The 18,595-nt window shown below is 70.4% G+C and carries 16 protein-coding genes; 7 read left to right on the top strand and 9 right to left on the bottom strand.

Annotated features, from left to right (window positions below; genetic code table 11):
- Nucleotides 1-30 precede the first annotated feature (30 nt).
- From DJ017_RS17990 to DJ017_RS17975, 4 genes are all read right to left on the bottom strand, one after another.
- Nucleotides 31-399: a response regulator gene (locus DJ017_RS17990; RefSeq protein ID WP_227000239.1), complete on the bottom strand. Its 369-nt coding sequence runs from the start codon at nucleotides 397-399 to the stop codon at nucleotides 31-33.
- 159 nt (nucleotides 400-558) lie between these two features.
- Nucleotides 559-1,836, bottom strand: a complete 1,278-nt coding sequence (locus DJ017_RS17985; protein ID WP_111530284.1) for an HlyC/CorC family transporter — start codon at nucleotides 1,834-1,836, stop codon at nucleotides 559-561.
- Entirely contained in the window at nucleotides 1,833-2,945 is a 1,113-nt protein-coding gene (gene aroB, locus DJ017_RS17980; protein WP_111530283.1) for a 3-dehydroquinate synthase, read from the bottom strand. Before aroB ends, DJ017_RS17985 begins: the two co-directional genes overlap by 4 nt.
- Complete coding sequence (locus DJ017_RS17975) at nucleotides 2,942-3,490, bottom strand: shikimate kinase (RefSeq protein WP_111530282.1); 549 nt, start codon at nucleotides 3,488-3,490, stop codon at nucleotides 2,942-2,944. The genes aroB and DJ017_RS17975 overlap by 4 nt, the downstream gene beginning before the upstream one ends.
- Nucleotides 3,491-3,558: 68 nt before the next feature.
- Between DJ017_RS17975 and DJ017_RS17970 the strand changes: the two genes are divergently transcribed.
- Together DJ017_RS17970 and DJ017_RS17965 are read left to right on the top strand one after the other, a co-directional pair.
- A complete protein-coding gene (locus tag DJ017_RS17970; protein WP_111530281.1) occupies nucleotides 3,559-4,863 on the top strand; it encodes a hypothetical protein in 1,305 nt (434 codons plus the stop codon).
- A 10-nt stretch (nucleotides 4,864-4,873) separates the two neighbouring features.
- Nucleotides 4,874-5,791, top strand: a complete 918-nt coding sequence (locus tag DJ017_RS17965; RefSeq protein ID WP_111530280.1) for a site-specific tyrosine recombinase XerD — start codon at nucleotides 4,874-4,876, stop codon at nucleotides 5,789-5,791.
- 55 nt (nucleotides 5,792-5,846) lie between these two features.
- Here DJ017_RS17965 and DJ017_RS17960 read toward each other — a convergent pair whose 3' ends face one another.
- Complete coding sequence (locus tag DJ017_RS17960) at nucleotides 5,847-6,683, bottom strand: coiled-coil domain-containing protein (RefSeq protein ID WP_111530279.1); 837 nt, start codon at nucleotides 6,681-6,683, stop codon at nucleotides 5,847-5,849.
- 295 nt (nucleotides 6,684-6,978) lie between these two features.
- Here DJ017_RS17960 and DJ017_RS17955 point away from each other — a divergent pair, with 295 nt between their 5' ends.
- Together DJ017_RS17955 and DJ017_RS17950 are read left to right on the top strand one after the other, a co-directional pair.
- A complete protein-coding gene (locus DJ017_RS17955) occupies nucleotides 6,979-7,941 on the top strand; it encodes an acetyl-CoA carboxylase carboxyltransferase subunit alpha (protein WP_111530278.1) in 963 nt (320 codons plus the stop codon).
- Between the two features lie 19 nt (nucleotides 7,942-7,960).
- The gene (locus DJ017_RS17950) at nucleotides 7,961-9,019 is read left to right on the top strand and encodes an NAD(P)H-dependent flavin oxidoreductase (RefSeq protein WP_377284546.1); all 1,059 of its coding nucleotides are present in this window, start codon (nucleotides 7,961-7,963) and stop codon (nucleotides 9,017-9,019) included.
- A gap of 103 nt (nucleotides 9,020-9,122) precedes the next feature.
- Here the strand turns inward: DJ017_RS17950 and DJ017_RS17945 are convergent, their stop codons facing one another.
- From DJ017_RS17945 to DJ017_RS17935, 3 genes are all read right to left on the bottom strand, one after another.
- The gene (locus DJ017_RS17945) at nucleotides 9,123-12,104 is read right to left on the bottom strand and encodes a TonB-dependent receptor domain-containing protein (protein ID WP_165830707.1); all 2,982 of its coding nucleotides are present in this window, start codon (nucleotides 12,102-12,104) and stop codon (nucleotides 9,123-9,125) included.
- A 311-nt stretch (nucleotides 12,105-12,415) separates the two neighbouring features.
- On the bottom strand, nucleotides 12,416-13,423 hold the full coding sequence (locus DJ017_RS17940) for a threonine aldolase family protein (RefSeq protein ID WP_111530275.1): 1,008 nt from the start codon (nucleotides 13,421-13,423) through the stop codon (nucleotides 12,416-12,418).
- 47 nt (nucleotides 13,424-13,470) lie between these two features.
- Nucleotides 13,471-14,631, bottom strand: coding sequence for an epoxide hydrolase family protein (locus DJ017_RS17935; protein ID WP_111530274.1), 1,161 nt, complete (start codon nucleotides 14,629-14,631; stop codon nucleotides 13,471-13,473).
- An 87-nt stretch (nucleotides 14,632-14,718) separates the two neighbouring features.
- Between DJ017_RS17935 and DJ017_RS20165 the strand changes: the two genes are divergently transcribed.
- Nucleotides 14,719-15,465 carry an RDD family protein gene (locus tag DJ017_RS20165; protein ID WP_133255499.1) on the top strand — a complete coding sequence of 249 codons (747 nt, stop codon included), beginning with the start codon at nucleotides 14,719-14,721 and terminating at the stop codon, nucleotides 15,463-15,465.
- Here DJ017_RS20165 and DJ017_RS17925 read toward each other — a convergent pair.
- A complete protein-coding gene (locus tag DJ017_RS17925) occupies nucleotides 15,462-16,061 on the bottom strand; it encodes a TetR/AcrR family transcriptional regulator (protein ID WP_111530273.1) in 600 nt (199 codons plus the stop codon). The two genes, DJ017_RS20165 and DJ017_RS17925, sit on opposite strands and share 4 nt — an antisense overlap.
- Nucleotides 16,062-16,167: 106 nt before the next feature.
- On the opposite strand from DJ017_RS17925, the gene DJ017_RS17920 reads away from it, so the two are divergent.
- Nucleotides 16,168-17,559 carry a carotenoid oxygenase family protein gene (locus tag DJ017_RS17920; protein WP_111530272.1) on the top strand — a complete coding sequence of 464 codons (1,392 nt, stop codon included), beginning with the start codon at nucleotides 16,168-16,170 and terminating at the stop codon, nucleotides 17,557-17,559.
- 28 nt (nucleotides 17,560-17,587) lie between these two features.
- On the top strand, nucleotides 17,588-18,577 hold the full coding sequence (locus tag DJ017_RS17915; RefSeq protein WP_111530271.1) for an NADPH:quinone reductase: 990 nt from the start codon (nucleotides 17,588-17,590) through the stop codon (nucleotides 18,575-18,577).
- Nucleotides 18,578-18,595: the final 18 nt, after the last annotated feature.

Here is an 18,595-nt window from a genome sequence, read left to right as displayed (position 1 = left end):
CCCACGCGCTCGCCTATCTCTAGAGGGTCGCTAGCCGACCGCGGCGCGCAGCTCGCCGAGCACCCTGGCGAGGTCGTTCTCGCGGAACGGCTTCTGCAGGACCGGCGAGCCCTTGTCGACATCGCGCAGGCCCGCGTCGCCATAGCCGGTCGCGAAGGCGAAGGGCGCGCCGCGCTCGCGCAGCAGGTCGGCCAGCGGGAAGATCGGCTGTCCGCCGAGGTTCACGTCCAGCACCGCGCAATCCAGTTCGGCGTCCTTGGCCAGCTCCATCGCCTCGTCGAGGCGCGAGGCCGGACCGACCACCTTGCAGCCCAGCTCGTCCAGCATGTCTTCGATGAGCATGGAGACCATCATCTCGTCCTCGACGACGAGAACCTTCAGCCCCTCAATCCCAGCCACCGCCATGGCTCCTCCTCGTCTGCCCCCTTGCGCCTGGCGATGCGGACCGGCGGAGTGTCTCCGTCGCAGTCTGCACGGCCGGTTCGACGGGACATCCCCCAACCGACGCAAGCCTAGCTCAACGCGCCAATGAAAAGCTAAGTTCCTTCGCCGGCGCGATCAGTCCACAGGCTTGGCGGCGGGGGCGATTTCCAGGCGGGTGATCTGGTTGCCCTTGCGGGCCACGACGGTGAATCGGTGGCCGTAGACGCCGAAGGTCTGGCCGACCTCGGGGATCGTCTGGGCCTCGGCGATCAGCAGTCCGGCCACCGTCACCGCCTCGTCGTCCGGCAGGTCCCAGTTCATGGCCCGGTTCAGCTCGCGGATGGTCACCGCCCCGTCCACCGACACCGAGCCGTCGGGGCCCGCCTTCACGCCGGAGACGTCGACGTCGTACTCGTCCTCGATCTCGCCGACGATCTCCTCGAGGATGTCCTCCAGGGTCACCAGGCCCTGCAGGGCGCCGTACTCGTCCACCACAAGGGCGAAGTGGGTCTTGCGCTTCAAGAAAGCGGCGAGCTGGTCCTTCAGGCTCGTGGTCTCCGGCACGAACCACGGCTCGCGCAGGATCGCGTCGATCTGGATTTTCTCCATGTCGCCGCCGGCGTCGGCCATCGCCTGCAGCAGGTCCTTCACGTGCAGGACCCCGACGATGTTCTCGGAATTCTCGCGATAGAGGGGCAGGCGGGTGTGCTGGCTCTCCAGGGCGGCGTCGATCAGGGCCTTCGGCGCGAGGCCGGCGTCCAGCATGTCGATCGACTTGCGGTGGACCATCACCTCGCTGACGTCGAGCTGCGCCAGGTCCAGCACGCCGCCCAGCATCCAGCGGTCGCGGCTTTCCACCAGACCTTCGGAGTGGTGGTACTCCACCGCACCGCGGATCTCCTCGTGGGCGGCCAGGACGTCCATCTCCATGGACATCTTGAAGCCGAACAGGCCGAGGGTCTTACGGATCACCCACTGGATCGCATAGATCACCGGGCCGAAGGCGCGCACCACCACGATGGTGGGCCAGGACAGGAAGCGGGCCACGTCGTCCGAGCGCAGGATGGCCAGGGTCTTCGGCAGCACCTCGGCGAACACCAGCACCAGCACGGTCATCACCGCCGTGGCGATCGCCACGCCGAGCGCGCCAGGGATGGAGCGGGTCAGGACCTGGGTCGCCAGGGCCGACGACAGGATGTTGATCAGGTTGTTGCCCAGCAGCACCGAGCCGATCATCGTCTCCTGGTCGGCCAGCAGCTTGTTGACCCGCCGGGCGGCCCGGTCGCCCTCGCGCTCCAGCTGGTGCATGCGCGCGCGGCTGGCCCCGGTCATCGAGGTCTCGGCGGCCGAGAAGAGGGCGGACACGGCCAGGAGGCCGAAGACGATCGGCGCGAGGGCCAGCATGGCGGTCATGGCAGGGCTCCCTCGGCCAGCAGGAAGTCGCGCACGGTTCCCTCGTCCACGTCCTTGGCCACGAAGGTCTCGCCGAGGCGGCGGGCGAGGATGAAGGTCAGCCGGCCGCCCTCGGCCTTCTTGTCCTGCACCATGTGGCGCACGAGGGCCGCGGCGTTGAACGGATGGCCGGTCACCTCCCCGAGCCGCGTCGGCAGGCCGGCGGCGGCGATGGCGCGTTCGGCGCGGGCCGCGTCCTGGGCCTCGCAGAGGCCGCGCGCGGCCGAGAAGCGGAAGGCGATCGCCTGGCCGGCGGCCACCGCCTCGCCATGCAGCAGGGCCGCGCCATAGCCGGTCTCGGCCTCCAGCGCATGGCCGAAGGTGTGGCCGAGGTTGAGCAGCGCCCGGACACCCTTCTCCTTCTCGTCCTCGGCGACGATCTCGGCCTTCATTTCCACGGAACGCGCGACGGCGTGGGCGAGGGCCTGCGGCTCGCGCGCCAGCACCTTGGCCCCGTTGGTCTCCAGCCACTCGAAGAATGTGAAGTCGCCCAGCAGGCCGTACTTGATGACCTCCGCGTAGCCGGCGCGCATCTCGCGCTCGGGCAGGCTCGAAAGCACGTCGAGATCGGCCAGCACCAGCTTCGGCTGGTGGAAGGCGCCGACCAGGTTCTTGCCGCGTGGTGTGTCGATGGCGGTCTTGCCGCCGACCGAGGAATCCACCTGCGCCAGCAGCGTTGTGGGGATCTGCACGAAGTCGACGCCGCGCTTGTAGATGGCCGCGGCGAAGCCGGTGAGGTCGCCGACCACCCCGCCGCCGAAGGCGACGATCACGTCGCTGCGGTCGAGCTCCAGGGCCAGCAGCCGGTCCAACAGGTCGGCCAGCCCCTCGAAGCTCTTGGTCTGCTCGCCCGGCGGCACGACGACGGGGAAGACCGCGATCCCGGCGCCCTCCAGCGCCCGGGTCAGGCGCGCGCCGTGCAGGGCCCAGACGGTCTCGTCGCTGACCACGGCCGTGCGCTTGCGCTTCAGCAGCGGCGCGATGCGCGCGCCCGCTTCGTCGACCAGGCCGGGCCCGATCACCACGTCATAGGCATGGTCGGCCAGGGCGACCGGCACGACACGGATCATTCGGCGTGCTCCGCGAGATAGGCAGAGAGCGCCTCGATAACCTGCTCGACGGTCTGGTGGTGCGGCGTGTCGCCGGTCTCGACCACCACATCGGCCTGGGCGTAGATCGGATAGCGCACCTCGGCCTGGGCCTTCAGCACCTCCAGCGGCTCCTTGCCGGCGATCAGCGGCCGGGTGTTCTTGCGCCCGACGCGGCGCGCCAGGACATCGAGGTCGGTCTTCAGCCACACCGAGAGCGCCTTCTCCTTGATGAGGTTGCGCGTCTCCTCGTTCATGAAAGCGCCGCCGCCGGTGGCCAGGACGTGAGGCGGCATCTCGAGAAGGCGGGAGATCACCCGCCGCTCGCCCTCGCGGAAGGCGGGTTCGCCGAGTTCGGCGAAGATGTCGGAGATCGAGCGGCCGGCCGCGGCCTCGACCTCGGCGTCGGCGTCCCGGAAGGGCAGGTGGAGTGCGCTGGCGAGCCGGCGGCCCACGCTGGACTTGCCGACCCCCATCAGGCCCACGAGGGCGATGGTGCGGCGGCGAAGCGGTTCATATCGGTCCATGGAGACGCTCACGCTTACACGAGCCGCCCCGCTCGCGCCAACTTCCCGGGCCAAGTATGCTCCCTCACATGGTTCGCCGCCCGCTTTCCCGCCTCGCCGTGATCCTGGCGCCCGTCTGGGTGCTGTCCGCCGCGCCCGCCGTGGCCCAGCCGGCGGATGCGCCGCCGCCGCCAGACAGCGGCCTCGTCACCACGGCCCCGCAGCCGCCGCATATCGCACCCGCCCCGCCGGAGGCGCCGGTCGCCGTCGCGGCGCTGGCTGCGCCGGACGCCTTCACCACCCCGGTCCGGCCCACGGGCCTGCCGCCCGATCTCTGGCGCGGGACCTCGCTGCAGGTGGTCCAGGCGGTGCTGCCGCTCCTGGCCGAGCGACCGCTGCCGCCGGCCGCCGCCGCGCTCGCCCGCCGGGTGCTGGCCACCGGCGCCCAGGGGCCCGACGGCGCGGCTCAGGCCGACGGCCTCGTCGCCCAGCGCGCCCAAGCCCTGATGGCCCAGGGCGATCCGCAAGGTGCGGCGGCCCTGCTGGCGCGCGCCCCGGCCCTCGACCGCGACCCCGGCCTGGCCCGCGTCGCCGCCGAGAGCGCGCTCCTCGCCGGTCAGGACGCCCGCGCCTGCCAGATCGAGCAGGCCCTGACCGCCGGCCGGGAGGATGTCTACTGGGTGCGGCTGCGCACCTATTGCCAGGCCATCGCCGGCCAGGGACCGCAGGCGCAGCTCTCCTTCGATCTCGCCCAGTCGCAGGCCCCGGACCCGGTGTTCGCCCGGCTGATGGGCGCCAAGCTCGCCGGCGTCGGCTCTCCCGGCGCACCCAGCATGCGCAACGGCCTCGACTACGCCCTGTCCCGCAACCTCGGCCTCGATCTCTCCCAGGCCAAGCCCGCGCCCGCCGTGGCCGCCGCCCTCGTGCAGGGCGATCCGGCCGACCCCAAGTGGGATGTCTCCATCGCGCCGCCGGACGTGGCGGGCGCCGTCCAGGCGATCGCCGCCGGCGGGCCGCTCGCCGCCGCCGATCTGGAGCGCCTGCTCGACGCCGCCGACGCCAGGGACCCCAAGGCGCGCGCCCGCGCCTCCGCCGCCGCATTGCTGTCCGAGCCTTTCGCCGAGCCGCTGGGCCCGTCGCTGCGCGCGCGCATGGCCGGGCTCACCCTGCCCGAGGGCAAGGCGCCGGCCGGCCGCAACCTGGCGCTCGAAGCCGCCGCGGCCGAGCGGCGGACCGGCGAGACGGCGCTCCTGGCGCTGTGGACCTGCGCCCAGGCGGGCTCGTCGGAGCTCGCGCCCGCCGACCGCGCCCGCATCGTCCGCGCCCTGCGCCGCGCGGGGCTGGAGGCCGACGCCCGCGCCTTCGCCCTCGAAGGGCTGCTCGGCCTCAAATGACCGGCGCAGCATGACCAGCCGGGGCGCGTCCTGGGCCGAGGCCTTCCTGGAGATGATGTCGGTCGAGCGCGCGGCCGCGAAGAACACGCTCGCCGCCTACTCCCGCGACCTGCAGGACGCGGCGGGCTTTCTGGCCGGCCGAGGGCGCGATCTCGCCGACGCCTCGGCCGAGGACGTGGAAGCCTATTTCGCCGACCTCGGCGTCCGCGGCCTGTCCGCCGCTACGGCCGCGCGCCGCCGCGCCGCCATACGCCAGTTCTACCGCTTCGCGCTGGGCGAGGGCTGGCGCGCGGACGACCCCTCCCGCCGGGTCGAGGCCCCGAAGAAGGGCCGGTCCCTGCCCAAGGTGCTCTCCCGCGAGGAGATGGACCGCCTGATCGCCGCGGCCGCCGCCCGGGACGGGGCACAGGGGCTGAGGCTCGCCTGCATGGTCGAGCTCGCCTACGCCTCGGGCCTGCGGATCTCCGAACTCACTGCGCTGCCGCTGGCGGCGCTGGCGCGCGATCCGGCCTATCTGATCGTCAAGGGCAAGGGCGGCAAGGAACGCCTCGCGCCGCTGAACGAGGCCGCCCGCGCCGCGGTGAAGGCCTATCTGGAGGTTCGCCCCGCCCTGCTTCCCAAGGGCGACAAGGCCAATCCCTGGCTGTTCGCCTCGCGCGGCAAGACCGGCCGCCTGACGCCCCGCCGCTTCGCCCAGATGCTCGACGAGGCGGCCGCCGACGCCGGGGTCGACCCGGCCCGCGTCAGCCCGCACGTCCTGCGGCACGCCTTCGCAACCCACCTGTTGGAGGGCGGCGCCGACCTGCGCGTCGTCCAGAAGCTGCTCGGCCACGCCGACATCGCCACCACCCAGATCTACACCCACGTGGCGTCCGACCGGCTGCGCGAGGTGGTCGCCACCAAGCACCCGCTCGCCAAGAAGCGCTGAGCCAAAAAGAAGCCCCTCCGAAGAGGGGCTCCCAAAGGTCCTGTTGGCGTCAGCTCTAGCCGACGATCCGGTAGCGGCCGTCCGGATCCGGGCAGACCCGCACATAGCGGTAGTCCTGGCCGTAGGAGTCCACCGGCGCGCTGGCCAGGCGGCAGCCCATCCGCTGGTACTCGCTGTAGCGATCCGAGCGGTAGTAGCGACCTTCGCGGTAGGGGATGGTCTCCTGGTAGGTGAAGTACGGGCCGCGGTGGTCGCACTTGTACTTGTCGTGCGCCCGGCCGACGGCCGCGCCGATGCCAGCGCCGACCACGCCGCCGAGGACCGCGCCCTCCGTCTTGGCGTTGCGCGCCGCGACGTTCGAGCCCAGCACCGCGCCGGCGATGGCGCCGATCACGCCCGCGCCGACGGTGGTGGAGTTGTCGCACTTCACGGGCGCCGGCTCGGTGTAGGCCGTGTTGGCCCCGTAGTAGGGCGCGCTCGGGGCGTAATAGGGCGTCGCCGGGGCGTAGTAGGCCCAGTTGGTGTCGCTCCACACCGGCGCCGGGCCGTAGCGGCGGGCATAGGCGCCGTAGCCATAGCGGCGGTCGTAGTCGTAGCGGGCGCGGTTATAGGCATCGAGCCGGCGCTGGTACTCGACGCGCGCCGCCTGATAGCCCTGGCGGTTCTGGTCGTAGTCGTCGCGGCGCGCCTCATAGGCGTCGCGCTGGCGCTGATATTCCTCGCGCTGCTGCTCGTAGCGCTCCTGGTCGGCCCGGTATTGCGGGGTCGGCTGGTAGGGGCCGGACTGGTACTGGCCGTACTGGTACTGGCCGTACTGGTACTGGGCCATGGCCGGGGCGGCGGTCGCGAGCGCGACGGTCGAGACCATGGCGATCTTGAAGGCGTTCAGCATCTCTCTCTCCTCGAGCGCGGAAACGTGCTGTGTCGGGGCAGAACCGCGCGTTGTTGACGAGACGCGCCTGCGGTCCGCCGTCTAGACCCCCCAGCGAGACGTCGGGCCCGGCGTGACCTCGGCCCTACAAACTCGAAGCCCGCGCCCGGGGTTGCACCGGCGGCGCCCTCAAATGTGAAGCCGGCTCCGCCAAACGGCGCGGCCGGAGGATGGGCAGCGGCGCCGCATCTTGTGAGCTGCGCCCATCCCGCCTAACTTCCGCCGCTTCGCAAACGGCACAGGCGAGCCCTTCCGGATGGCTGTCCATTACCTCGAGTTCGAGCGCCCCATCGCTGAGCTCGAAGCCAAGATCGAGGAGCTCTCCAAGCTCTCCGAGACCGCCGGCTCCGGCGCCTTCGACGCCGAGATCGACGCGCTCCGGACCCGTGCGCGGGAGATGCGCCGCGAGGCCTATTCCAACCTCGACGCCTGGCAGAAGACCCAGGTCGCCCGCCATCCCGACCGGCCGCACTTCGTCGACTACTGCGGCGCGTTGATCGATGAGTTCGTCGAGCTGCGCGGCGACCGCACCTTCGGCGACGACCAGGCGATCATGGGCGGCATCGGCCGTTTCCGCGGCCGCCCCGTCGTGGTGGTCGGCAACGAGAAGGGCCGCGACACCGTCACCCGCGTGAAGCACAACTTCGGCTACGCCCGGCCCGAGGGCTATCGCAAGGCCATCCGCCTGATGGAGCTCGCCGAGCGGTTCAACCTGCCGGTGGTCAGCTTCGTCGACACCGCCGGCGCCTATCCCGGCGTCGCCTCCGAGGAGCGTGGCGTCGCCGAGGCCATCGCCCGCTCCACAGAGAAGTGCCTGCTGCTGGGCGTGCCCAACGTCGCGGTGATCACCGGCGAGGGCGGCTCGGGCGGGGCGATCGCGCTCGCCGCCTCCAACCGTGTCCTGATCCTCGAGCACGCCATCTATTCGGTGATCGCGCCGGAGGGGGCCAACTCGATCCTGTGGCGCGGCGCGCGCACCGGGGCCGACGCCGCCCGGGCGATGAAGATCACCGCCCAGGACCTGCTGGCCGTGAAGATCGTCGATCGGATCATCCCCGAGCCGGCCGGCGGCGCCCATTCGGACGTCGAGGCCGCCATCCAGGCGGTGGGCGACGCCCTGGAGGAAGAGCTGCAGGCGCTCGAGGGCCTCTCGCCCGAGGCGCTCAAGAAGAAGCGCGCCGAGCGCTTCTACGCCATCGGCCGCGAGGGCCTGCAGTAGGGGCTCTCGCACGACGCCCTTGCCTGACGCGGCGTCGCCGGGTTCAACTGCGCCAGACAAACAAACGTTTGGAGGAGCGCACATGGCGCTGAAGACCCGTTTCACCGAGACCTTTGGCGTCGAGCATCCCGTCGTTCAGGGCGGCATGCAGTGGGTTGGCCGGGCCGAGCTGGTGGCCGGCGTGGCCAACGCCGGCGGTCTCGGCTTCATCACCGCGCTCACCCAGCCGACGCCGGACGACCTGCGCCGCGAGATCGACCGCTGCCGCAAGCTGACCGACAAGCCGTTCGGCGTGAACCTGACCATCCTGCCGGCGATCAACCCGCCGCCGTACGCCGAGTATCGCCAGGCGATCATCGACTCTGGCGTGAAGATCGTCGAGACCGCCGGCTACAAGCCGCAGGAGCACGTCGACCACTTCAAGGAGCACGGCATCAAGGTGCTCCATAAGTGCACCGCGGTCCGCCACGCCCTCTCGGCCGAGCGGATGGGCGTCGACGGCATCTCCATCGACGGCTTCGAGTGCGCCGGTCACCCGGGCGAGGACGACGTCCCCGGCCTGATCCTGATCCCGGCCGCCGCCGACAAGGTGAAGATCCCGATGATCGCCTCGGGCGGCTTCGGCGACGCCCGCGGCCTGGTGGCCGCCCTGGCGCTCGGCGCCGACGGCATCAACATGGGCACCCGCTTCATGTGCACCGTCGAGAGCCCGATCCACCAGAAGATCAAGGAGCAGATCGTCGCCAACGACGAGCGCGCCACCGACCTGATCTTCCGCACCATGCACAACACCAGCCGGGTGGCGAAGAACGCCGTCAGCCAGCAGGTCGTGGCCATGGAGAAGGAAGGCGCCAAGTTCGAGGACGTGCGCGAACTGGTGGCCGGCTCGCGCGGCCGCTCGGTCTACGAGATCGGCGACCAGGACGCCGGCATCTGGTCGGCCGGCATGGTCCAGGGCCTGATCCACGACATCCCGACCTGCGCCGACCTGATCACCCGCATCGTCCGCGAGGCCGAGGAGATCATCCAGGGCCGCCTCGCCGGCATGGTCGCCAAGAAGGCGATGGCCACGGCCTGAGCCCGACCTGACTGAAAGCCGAAAGGGCCGCCGGATCGCTCCGGCGGCCCTTTCTCTTTGCGGCTCATCGCGCCCGCCTCCCCCAAGGCGGGCGCGATCGCCCCTAGAAGCGCGCCTTCAGGCCCACTTCGTAGTAGCGGCCGATCATGTCGTAGGTCGCGATGCCATTGGCCGACGTCGCCGCGCCGTAGGGCGGCGGGGCATTGAAGACGTTCTTCACCACCAGCCGGGCCTGGAGCTTGTCCAATCCCATGGGATGGCCGGCGAAGCTGGTGATGTCGTAGGTCACCGCCACGTCGTTGCGGTAGTAGTCCGCCACCGACAGCGGGTAGCGCGTCTCGAACGTGAAGTCCCGATTGAACAGCGACCGGCCGATGAAGCTGGTCGTCCAGGTGACGCTCAGCGGATCGCGGCTGTAGTTGACCTGCGCGCGCCACTGGTCGCTGGCGTTGCCGATCTCGCCCTTGTCGTTGTTCAGGTCGAAGCCCAGGCCCGTGACCGAGGTCTCGAGCTTGGAGATATGATAGAAATCGACGCTGAACTCGAGCGTGCCCGGATTGCCGTTCCACAGCCCATTGGCCTCGGGGATGTCGCCGAGGTCGAGGTTGTAGTTCACGCCCCAGGTGTAGCCCTCGAAGTTGGTGTAGCCGGCGTTGATGAAGCCGGTCCGCGGGCCGGTGGAGGTCGTGCCGTTGCCCACGGCCTCGCCGACGCCGAGGATCTGGCCCGGGCGGGCCGAGGCCGAGGTGCCCCGCTGGAACCGGCTGCAAGCGTCGGCCGGGGCCGAGGGCGAGTCGTAGCAGACCTGCAGGATCGAGCTCAGGGTGAAGTTCGAGATCGCGTGGGTGATGTCGATCTTCATCCAGTCGAACTTGAACGTCAGGCCGTGCACGAAGTGCGGCTGGTAGACGACGCCCAGGGTGTCCTGGCGCGCGATCTCGTTCTTCAGGTCCTGGCTGCCGGAGGTGGTGCCCTGCACCGTCGCCGACTGGACCTGCGAGGTCAGCTGGTAGCCGGCCGGCAGGCCGAGGGCCTGGAACGCCGCCTGGCAATTGGCCTTCCGGGCGGCGGGATTGGGACCGCCGTTGATGTTGGCCTTGTCGCAGGGATCGGTGGCGGAGGTGAAGCTGGTCGCCTGCGGCAGGAACAGCTCGGTAATGGCCGGGGCGCGGAACGACTGGCTGCGCGAGCCGCGGATCAGCAGATCCTCGAACGGACGCCAGCGGGCCCCATAGCTCCAGGCGTTGTTCTTGCCGGCCTGCGAGTTGTCGACGCGGCGGTACTGGCCGTCGAACTCCAGGCTGCGCATGCCGAGGAAGCCGAAGTCCTTGCCGAACACCGGCAGGGTCGCTTCGCCGTACCACTCCTTGGAGGTGAACGAGCCGTCGAGGGCGGTGATGGCCGCGCTGCGGCCGACGCCGTTGCGCTGCGGGTCGTTGGGCTCGAAGCTCGAGCTCTCCTTGCGCCATTCCGCGCCGACCAGAACGCTCAGCGGACCGGCCGGCAGGTTGACGATGTCGCCGCCGAGGTTGGCGAGGTAGTCGCGCTCCTCGATGGTGTAGTCGCTCTGGAAGTGGACGTTGACGTACTTCAGGGCCGCGGCGCTGGGGGCGCCCTGGCCGAACAGGTTGAGCGGGGCGCAGCCGGCCGCCCGGGCGGTCGCGTCGCGGCAGACGATGGCGCCGCTGGCGTCCCGGACCGCGTCGATGGCCAGCAGGAACTTCGACTGATCGATGTTCGTGGATTCGAAGTAGCCCCACGACTTGCCGTAGTTGGCCGAGGCGTCCCAGTAGAAGTGGCGGTCGGCGATGTCGAAGTCGCCCTCCAGAGCGATCACGCCGCGGCCGGTCTCACCGACAGTGTGGGTGCGGTTCGGGCCGATATCGACCGACGAGCGCGACAGGAAGAAGAGCCGGTCGCCGGGCGAGGCCGTGTCCGCCGGCAGCGCCGTCGGCTGGTTCAGGATCGCCGTCCGCGCCTGCGCGCTGAGGAACGGGTTCGACGTCGACATCCGCAGGGACGCCGAGTTGCCGCCGAAGACCGGGGCGTTGAAGATCGGCTGGTTGAAGGGCTCGGTGGACTCGAGGTGCGTGTAGAAGCCCTCGCCCTTCAGCTTGATGTGGTCGGTCAGCCTGAACGTGCCGAAGCCGGAGACCACGTGGCGCTCCACCGGCGAGACCAGCGAGGTCAGCTCGGCCAGGTTCAGGCCGTTGCCGCCGGAGGCGGTGGCCGCCTGGATGAAGGTCCCGGTGGAATAGGGAACGAGCGTGCCGTCGGGCGCGAACTGCGCCGGCACGCGGTTGCCGCTGGCGTCGACGATGGTCAGGATGCCAGACAGGGCCGAGCCGCCGGTGCGGAAGGGAATGCCGCCGAGGTTCGTCTCGGGCACCCGACGGTTTTGCCAGATGATGTTGCCGGGGATGCCGTCGTTGGCGCCGGTGTTCGCCGGATTGTTGGCGAAGGTCAGCTGCTGGGCCGTGTACTTCCGGTCGGTGTACGCCAGGGCGGTGGTCTTGTTGTACTCATAGCTTCCGTAGACGTTCAGCCGCTCGTCCATGAAGCTGCGGCCGGCGATGATCCGCGCCCGGTACTCCTCGCCGTCCCCCTGGTCGGAGACCCCGTACTGGCCGTCGAACTCGACCCCGTCGTAGTGGTCCTTGGTGATGATGTTGACGACGCCGGCGATGGCTTCCGAGCCATAGACCGCCGAGCCGCCGGCCTGCACCGTCTCGATGCGGTCGATCAGGCCGGTCGGGATGGCGTTGAGGTCGACCTGGGCGCCGGCGCTGGCGCCGGTGAAGATCGAGGCGACGTTGGCGCTCACGAAGCGGCGGCCGTTCACCAGGGTAAGCGTGCGGTTGGTGCCGAGGCTGAACAGGTTGACGTACTGGCGGCCGGTGCCGAAGGAGCCCTGGTCGCCGACCGGGTTGATCGGCACGCCCATGGACGGAAGCTCATTGAGCGCGTCGGCGACGTTGGTGAAGCCGCGCTGATCGATGGTCTCGGACGTCACGACGTCCAGCGGTTGCGGCGACACGAAGTCGGGCCGCCGGATGCGCGAGCCTGTGACGACGATCTCCGACACCGCCGAAGCGCCGGCTTCCTGCGCTTGCGCGAAATGCGGAGCCAGCGTGCAGGCAGTCGCTGCCGACGCGAGCAGCGAGGCGCGCAAAAATCCCCCAGTGAACGTCATGTGTAGCGTTTCCCCAGCCTGAATGCGTGCGCCTCCAAGGCAAAAATGGCCCGAGGCGGAACGCGCAAGCTGTCATGCACGCAGAACGCGAGCAACGCCAAGTTGCCACATTTCGCCCGAAAGTTGCCACATTGTGACGTTTCGGACGCATTCGGTGACCTAGCGTCACTTTTCGGCTTGGGAGGTGCGTCCTGCGCCCAGCCTCAGGCCAGGCTCTTCAGAGCCTCGCCGAGGGCGTCGACCGTCTCGGCGGTGGTGGCCCAGGAGCACATGAAGCGCACCGAGCCGTCGAGGAAGCGGTAGGCGAACCAGCCGGATTTGTGCAGGCGCTTGAGGGTGGCGTCGTCCATCTCGACGAAGACGCCGTTGGCGTCCACTGGGTGGCGGACCTTGAAGGGCATGAGCCCCGCAAGGCGCTTGGCCATGGCGTTGGCGTGGGCGGCGTGGCGGAAGATCGCGCCGTCCTGCAGCATGCCGATGAACGGAGCGGCGTAGTAGCGGCCCTTGGACGGAAGCTGGCCGGCCTGCTTCAGGCGGGCGTCGAAGCGGCGGGCGAGGGCGCGCTCGAAGATGACGACGGCCTCGGTCGGCGGCATGCCGGCCTTGGTGCCGCCGAACACCAGGATGTCGACGCCGAGATCCTTGATCCGCTTGAGGTCGAAGCCGGCGGCCGCGGCGTTGGCGAGCCGCGCGCCGTCGAGATGGACGCCGTAGCCCTTGGCCTTTACCGGCTGGATCAGGTCGCCCAGGGCCTCGGGCGCGTAGAGGGTGCCGTATTCCGTCGAATTGGTCAGCGACAGGGCCGCCGGCGACTGGCGGTAGGACATGTCCGGCTGGTCGAGCGCCGCCGCCAGCGCCGGGCCGTCGATGCGGCCCGAGGCGCCGGCCAGGCCGATCAGCCCGAGGCCGTGGCCGAAGAAGCCCGGGGCGCCGGTCTCGTCGGTGCAGATGTGGGCGTGCTCATGCGCCAGCACGGCCTCGAACGGGCGGCAGAGGGCGGCCAGCGAGACGGCGTTGGCCGCGGTGCCCGAGGCCACGAAACGCACCTCGGCGTCGGCGTCGAGCGTCGCGCGCACCAGGTCGGCCGCCTGGCGGCTCACGTGGTCCGTGCCGTAGCCGGAGGCGAAGCCCTCGTTGGCGCTGATCAGCGCCTGGAGCGCTTCGGGCGTGGCGGGGGCGGTGTTGTCGGAGGCGAAGTCGTAGCGGGCCATGACGCCTTCTAGCCCGACCCGCCGGACACCCGCCAGGGCTGTCCCGCCTAGGGCAGCTCGCGCGCCCAGGCCCGCACGTCGTCGACGAACAGGTCCGGCTCCTCCATGGCGGCGAAGTGGCCGCCGCGCGGCATCTCGCTCCAGCGGGTGATGTTGTAGGCCCGCTCGGCCCAGCTCTTCGGCGGCGCGGTGTACAGCGGCTCGCCGGGGAAGTTGGCGAAGGCGGTCGGCGTCTCGCAGCGTTCGCCTTCCTTGAAGTTGACCCCGCCTTCCTCGAGCAGGCCGCGGTAGTACCAGGCGCCCGTCGTGAAGCTGCCGGTCATGACGTAGATCATGATGTTGGTCAGCAGCCGGTCCTTGGGATGCGCCTCGTCGAGGCTCTTCTCCCGCAGGTCGGACCAGTCGTGGAAGCGCTCGGCGATCCAGGCCGCCTGGCCCACCGGGTTTCCCGCGCCCATCCAGGCCAGCGACTGCGGCTTGGAGGCCTGCAGGCGGAAGTAGGCGCCCATCACGTCCATCATGCCGTTCTGGCGCTGGATCCAGGCGATCTCGGCGTCGTTCACCGGCCCGCCCGCGGGACGGAAGCCGATCATGTTGAGGTGGATGGCCTTGGCGTGCGCGCCGTGGTCGTGGCCGAGCCAGGAGGTGACCAGCGCGCCCCAGTCGCCGCCCTGGGCCAGGTAGGTCTCGTAGCCCAGCACCTCGGTCATCAGGGTGTTGAACAGGCGCGCCGTGGTCCGCTGGCCGATCGGCGCCTTGGGCTTCGAGGAGAAGCCGAAGCCGGGGAGGGACGGGATCACCAGGTCGAAGGCGTCCTTGGCCTCGCCGCCGAACCTGGACGGAAAGGCCAGCTTCTCGATCACGCCCCAGAACTCGTAGTGCGAGCCGGGCCAGCCGTGGGTCAGGATCAGCGGCCGCTTGCCGCCCGCCTCGCCGACCACGTGCAGGAAGTGGAGGTCGAAATCCTCCACCCTGGCGGTGAACTGCGGGAAGCGGTTGAGGTCGTCGACGGCGGCCTTCCAGTCGTAGTCGTCGACCCAGTAGTCGCAGAGCCCGCGCAGCCAGCCCCCGTCGCAGCCATAGGCCCAGCCGTCGGGGACCTCGGGCGCCGGCGGCCAGGGATAGTCCTTCACGAGGTCGAGGACTTCGCGGACCTTGGACTTCTTCCAGTGGACCTCGAATTCCTGCGGCTTGCTGGACTTGCTCATGAGGCGGCCTCCCGGTTGCGCGTGAACCCTCGACGTTTGACGCAGGGGCGGTCAAGCTGGCGCCTCGGGGATTGGGGGGTCTGTTCCATGGCGAAGGCCGAGGATCGCGCCGAGGCGCGGGACCTGTTCTGGCGCAGGCTGGGGGCGGGGGCGATGGACATCGTGGTCCTCGGCGCCCTCGCCATGCTGGCGGCGGCCGCCCTCTATTCGGCGAGCGGCGGCAAGCTGCGCTCCTCCGCTCCGTTCACCCGCACCGCCTGCCAGCCGCTGACCTCGCTGTCGGCCAAGGTGTTGGACGGCGTCGGCGCGCTCGGCGCCGCCCGGCCGGTCTCGGCCAAGGTCTGCGCCGTCTCGATGGCCGGGATCGAGACCAGCCGATACGTCTCGGTGGTGCTCGAGGCGCAGGACGGGGAGATGACCCGCTCGCTCGCCTTCAGCCGGCCGGTGGACAGGGCCGGCGTTCCGGTAACGCCGGTGATCCTCGACTGGGCCTGGCCGCTCGCCTTCATCCTGGCGGTCGGCCTCTGCGAGGGCTTGTTCGGCTGGACGCCCGGCAAGCGGCTGATGGGCCTGAAGGTGGTGGCCGCGGACGGCGGCCGCCTCGGCCTTCCCCGCGCGGTCCTGCGCAACCTGGTGATCTACGGCGGCGGCGCGCTGGTGCTGATCGCCCCGCTCGCCGCGACCCTGGCCGGCGTGCGCCTGCCGCCGACGGGCTACTACCTGGCGGTCGGCGTCTTCGGGCTCCTGGTCCTCGCCCCCTTCGCCATGCTCGCCGAGGCCTCGCCCCGCGCCCGCTACGACCGCTGGGCGGGCTCGGAGGTGGTGCGGGCCTAAGCGCCCGGTCGCAGGCCCCGGGCGATCGCCGAGTTCATCGCCCGGTGAAGGTCGCGGGCCGCGCCGGCGGGAAGCTTGCCGGCCAGCTCCAGGACCACCGCGCCGTGGGCCGCCGCCCAGAACATCACCCCGATCTGCTCGGGATCGCCGGCCAGAACGCCGTCGGCCACGAGGTCCTTCACATAGGCGCTCATCGTGGTGCGGGCGCGCTTCCCCGCCTCGACGAGCTCGGGGTACTCGGCCTCATGCGGCTGGTTGAGATCGAACATCAGCTTGTAGGTGTGCGGGTGCTCGAAGGCGAAGTCGACATAGGCCTCACCGACCGCTGCGCCCTTGGCCCGCGCGCCCTTGGCCGCCGCCCGCGCCGTCTCCAGCGCCTCGGCGAAGCGGTTGAAGCCGTTGGTGCGCACCGCCGCCAGGATGTCGTCCTTGTCGCGGAAGTAGCGGTAGGGGGTCATGGGCGAGACGCCCAGCTCGGCGGCGAGCTGGCGCATGGTCACCGCATCGGGCCCCTTTTCGGCGAACAGCCGCTCGGCCGCCCCGCAAAGCCGCTCCCGGAAATCGGCGACATCGGCTTCGGTCAGGACGCGAGGCATGCGGACTCTTGGGACACCGTTGGGCAGGTCACGAAAAAGGGACTTGCGAAGGGCTACCTCTTACTCAATAAATTTACAACGTAAGATCTAATAACGGGGAAACGCCATGGACGGTGAGGTTCGCATCAACCCCTATCTGGCGGGCAATTTCGCACCGCTCCGCAGCGAGGATGACTTCGAGCTCGAGGTGGTGGGCGAGATCCCCGCCGGCCTGCGCGGCGCGCTGTTCCGCACCGGTCCCAATCCGCAATTCGAGCCGCGCGACCCCAACCACCACTGGTTCGCCGGCGACGGCATGGTCCACGGCTTCTACCTCGCCGACGGCAAGGCCTCCTACCGCAACCGCTATGTGCGGACGCCGAAGTGGAAGCTGGAGCACGAGGCGGGCCGCGCCCTGTTCGGCACCTTCGGCAACCCGATGACCACCGATCCCGCGGCCATGGGCCAGGACTCCGGCGTCGCCAACACCAACATCGTCTGGCACGCGGGCAAGCTGCTGGCCCTGGAGGAGGGCCATATGCCCACCGCCATGGACCCGCGGAGCCTCGAGACCCTCGGCTACGCGCAGGCCTACAAGGGCCGCACCACGGCCCACCCGAAGATCGACCCGAAGACGGGCGAGATGGTCTGGTTCGCCTATGCGGTGGGCGAGGCGCCCTTCGCCACCGGCATCAGCTACGGCGTCACTGACGCCAAGGGCGAGGTCGTCCGGCGCGACGACTTCCAGGCGCCCTACTGCTCGATGATCCACGACTTCATGGTCACCGAGAACCATGTGCTCTTCCCGGTGCTGCCGCTCACCGGCAGCCTCGAGCGGGCGATGAAGGGCATGCCGCCCTTCGCCTGGGAGCCGGGCAAGGGAAGCTTCGTCGGGGTCATGCGCCGCGACGCCGACGTCTCCACCATCCGCTGGTTCAACACCGAGGCCTGCTACGTCTTCCACCCGCTGAACGCCTGGGAGGAGGAAGGCAAGCTCGTCGCCGACGTCATGCGCTACGACGTGGCGCCGCTGTTCCCCAACGCCGACGGCTCGCCGGGCACGAAGGCGGCCGCCCGCCTCTTCCGCTGGACCTTCGACCTCACGGGCGCCTCCGACGCCATCAAGGAGGAGCCGCTCGACGACCTCGACGGCGAGTTCCCGCGGGTCGATCCGCGGGCCGAGACGCTCAAGCACCGCCACGGCTGGTACGCCGCCGACCCGACCGCCTCGGGCACCATCAAGCAGTGCGCCATCGCCCACCTCGACCTCAAGACCGGCAAGCGCCAGCTCTATGCGCTGAGCGGCGGCGACCTCACCTCGGAGCCGGTGTTCGTGCCCCGCTCGGAGACGGCCGACGAAGGGGACGGCTGGCTCACCGCGGTGGTCTGGCGCGCGGCCGAGAACCGATCGGATCTCCTGATCTTCGAGGCCCTCGACCTGGAGAAGGGGCCGATCGCCACCGCCAAGGTCCCGCGCCGCGTGCCCTTCGGCTTCCACGGCAACTGGGCCTCGTTCTAAGGTCCTCCCGCACCGCGCGGGAGGAAAGATGAAGGCGATCTGGTACGACCGGACGGGTCCGGCGCGGGAGGTGTTCCAGTACGGCGACCTGCCCGACCCCGCGCCCGGGCGCGGGCAGGCGCTGATCCGCATCATGGCCTCCGGCGTCAATCCGGCCGACACCTACTGGCGCGCGGGCGCCGCCGGGCCGATGCCCTATCCGCGCATCGTCCCCAACTCCGACGGCGCGGGACTCGTCGAAGCCGTCGGTCCGGGCGTCGATCCCGCCTGGGTGGGCAAACGGGTGTGGTTCTACAACGGCCAGCGCAACGGCCGCGCCTTCGGGACGGCGGCCGAACTGATCGAGCTCGACGTCGACCTGATCCGCGAGCTGCCGCCGGGGATCTCGTTCGCCGAGGGGGCGACGCTCGGCATCCCGTGCATGACCGCTCACCGCAGCCTGTTCCTGAACGGTCCCGTGCAGGGCCGCCTCGTGCTGGTGACGGGCGGGGCGGGCGCGGTCGGCCATTATGTGGTGCAGCTGGCTAAATGGGCCGGGGCGACGGTGATCGCGACGGTCTCGTCGCCGGAGAAGGCCGAGCGCGCGCGCCAGGGCGGAGCCGACCACGTCATCGACTACCGGCGCGAGGACGTCGCCGCCCGCATCGCGGAGATCACCGGCGGTGAGGGCGTCCACCACGTGGTCGAGGTGGACCTCGGCGGCAACCTGGCCGCCACCCTGAAAAGCGTGCGGATGAACGGATCGGTGGCCTACTACGCCACGCGCGGCGATCCCAATCCCGCCTTCGCCGTGGGCGCGGCGATGCGGCTCAACCTGGCGATCACCGGGGTCTACCTGCCGTCCAGTCCGCACGAGGCGCGCCGCCGGGCTCAGGACGACATCACCCGCTGGATCGCGACGGGCGAGCGCATTCTCTCGGTCGCCGGGCTCTATCCGCTGAAGGACTGCGCGGCCGCCCACGAGGCCGTGGAGGCCGGGACCAAGGTCGGCACCGTGGTGGTCGAGCCGAACAGCTAGCGCCTCTCCTCCGCGCGC

Origin of the sequence: Phenylobacterium soli, assembly GCF_003254475.1 — a bacterium.
Taxonomy (GTDB): domain Bacteria; phylum Pseudomonadota; class Alphaproteobacteria; order Caulobacterales; family Caulobacteraceae; genus Phenylobacterium; species Phenylobacterium soli.
This window is presented reverse-complemented; position numbering and strand designations above follow the sequence as displayed.

What these genes read in the sequence shown, in the direction of transcription:
- DJ017_RS17985 (WP_111530284.1), bottom strand. Translation starts at nt 1,836, where the DNA reads ATGACCGCCATGCTGGCCCTCGCGCCGATCGTCTTCGGCCTCCTGGCC.
- aroB (WP_111530283.1), bottom strand. Translation starts at nt 2,945, where the DNA reads ATGATCCGTGTCGTGCCGGTCGCCCTGGCCGACCATGCCTATGACGTG.
- DJ017_RS17975 (WP_111530282.1), bottom strand. Translation starts at nt 3,490, where the DNA reads ATGGACCGATATGAACCGCTTCGCCGCCGCACCATCGCCCTCGTGGGC.
- DJ017_RS17970 (WP_111530281.1), top strand. Translation starts at nt 3,559, where the DNA reads ATGGTTCGCCGCCCGCTTTCCCGCCTCGCCGTGATCCTGGCGCCCGTC.
- DJ017_RS17965 (WP_111530280.1), top strand. Translation starts at nt 4,874, where the DNA reads ATGACCAGCCGGGGCGCGTCCTGGGCCGAGGCCTTCCTGGAGATGATG.
- DJ017_RS17960 (WP_111530279.1), bottom strand. Translation starts at nt 6,683, where the DNA reads ATGCTGAACGCCTTCAAGATCGCCATGGTCTCGACCGTCGCGCTCGCG.
- DJ017_RS17955 (WP_111530278.1), top strand. Translation starts at nt 6,979, where the DNA reads ATGGCTGTCCATTACCTCGAGTTCGAGCGCCCCATCGCTGAGCTCGAA.
- DJ017_RS17940 (WP_111530275.1), bottom strand. Translation starts at nt 13,423, where the DNA reads ATGGCCCGCTACGACTTCGCCTCCGACAACACCGCCCCCGCCACGCCC.
- DJ017_RS17935 (WP_111530274.1), bottom strand. Translation starts at nt 14,631, where the DNA reads ATGAGCAAGTCCAGCAAGCCGCAGGAATTCGAGGTCCACTGGAAGAAG.
- DJ017_RS20165 (WP_133255499.1), top strand. Translation starts at nt 14,719, where the DNA reads ATGGCGAAGGCCGAGGATCGCGCCGAGGCGCGGGACCTGTTCTGGCGC.
- DJ017_RS17925 (WP_111530273.1), bottom strand. Translation starts at nt 16,061, where the DNA reads ATGCCTCGCGTCCTGACCGAAGCCGATGTCGCCGATTTCCGGGAGCGG.
- DJ017_RS17920 (WP_111530272.1), top strand. Translation starts at nt 16,168, where the DNA reads ATGGACGGTGAGGTTCGCATCAACCCCTATCTGGCGGGCAATTTCGCA.
- DJ017_RS17915 (WP_111530271.1), top strand. Translation starts at nt 17,588, where the DNA reads ATGAAGGCGATCTGGTACGACCGGACGGGTCCGGCGCGGGAGGTGTTC.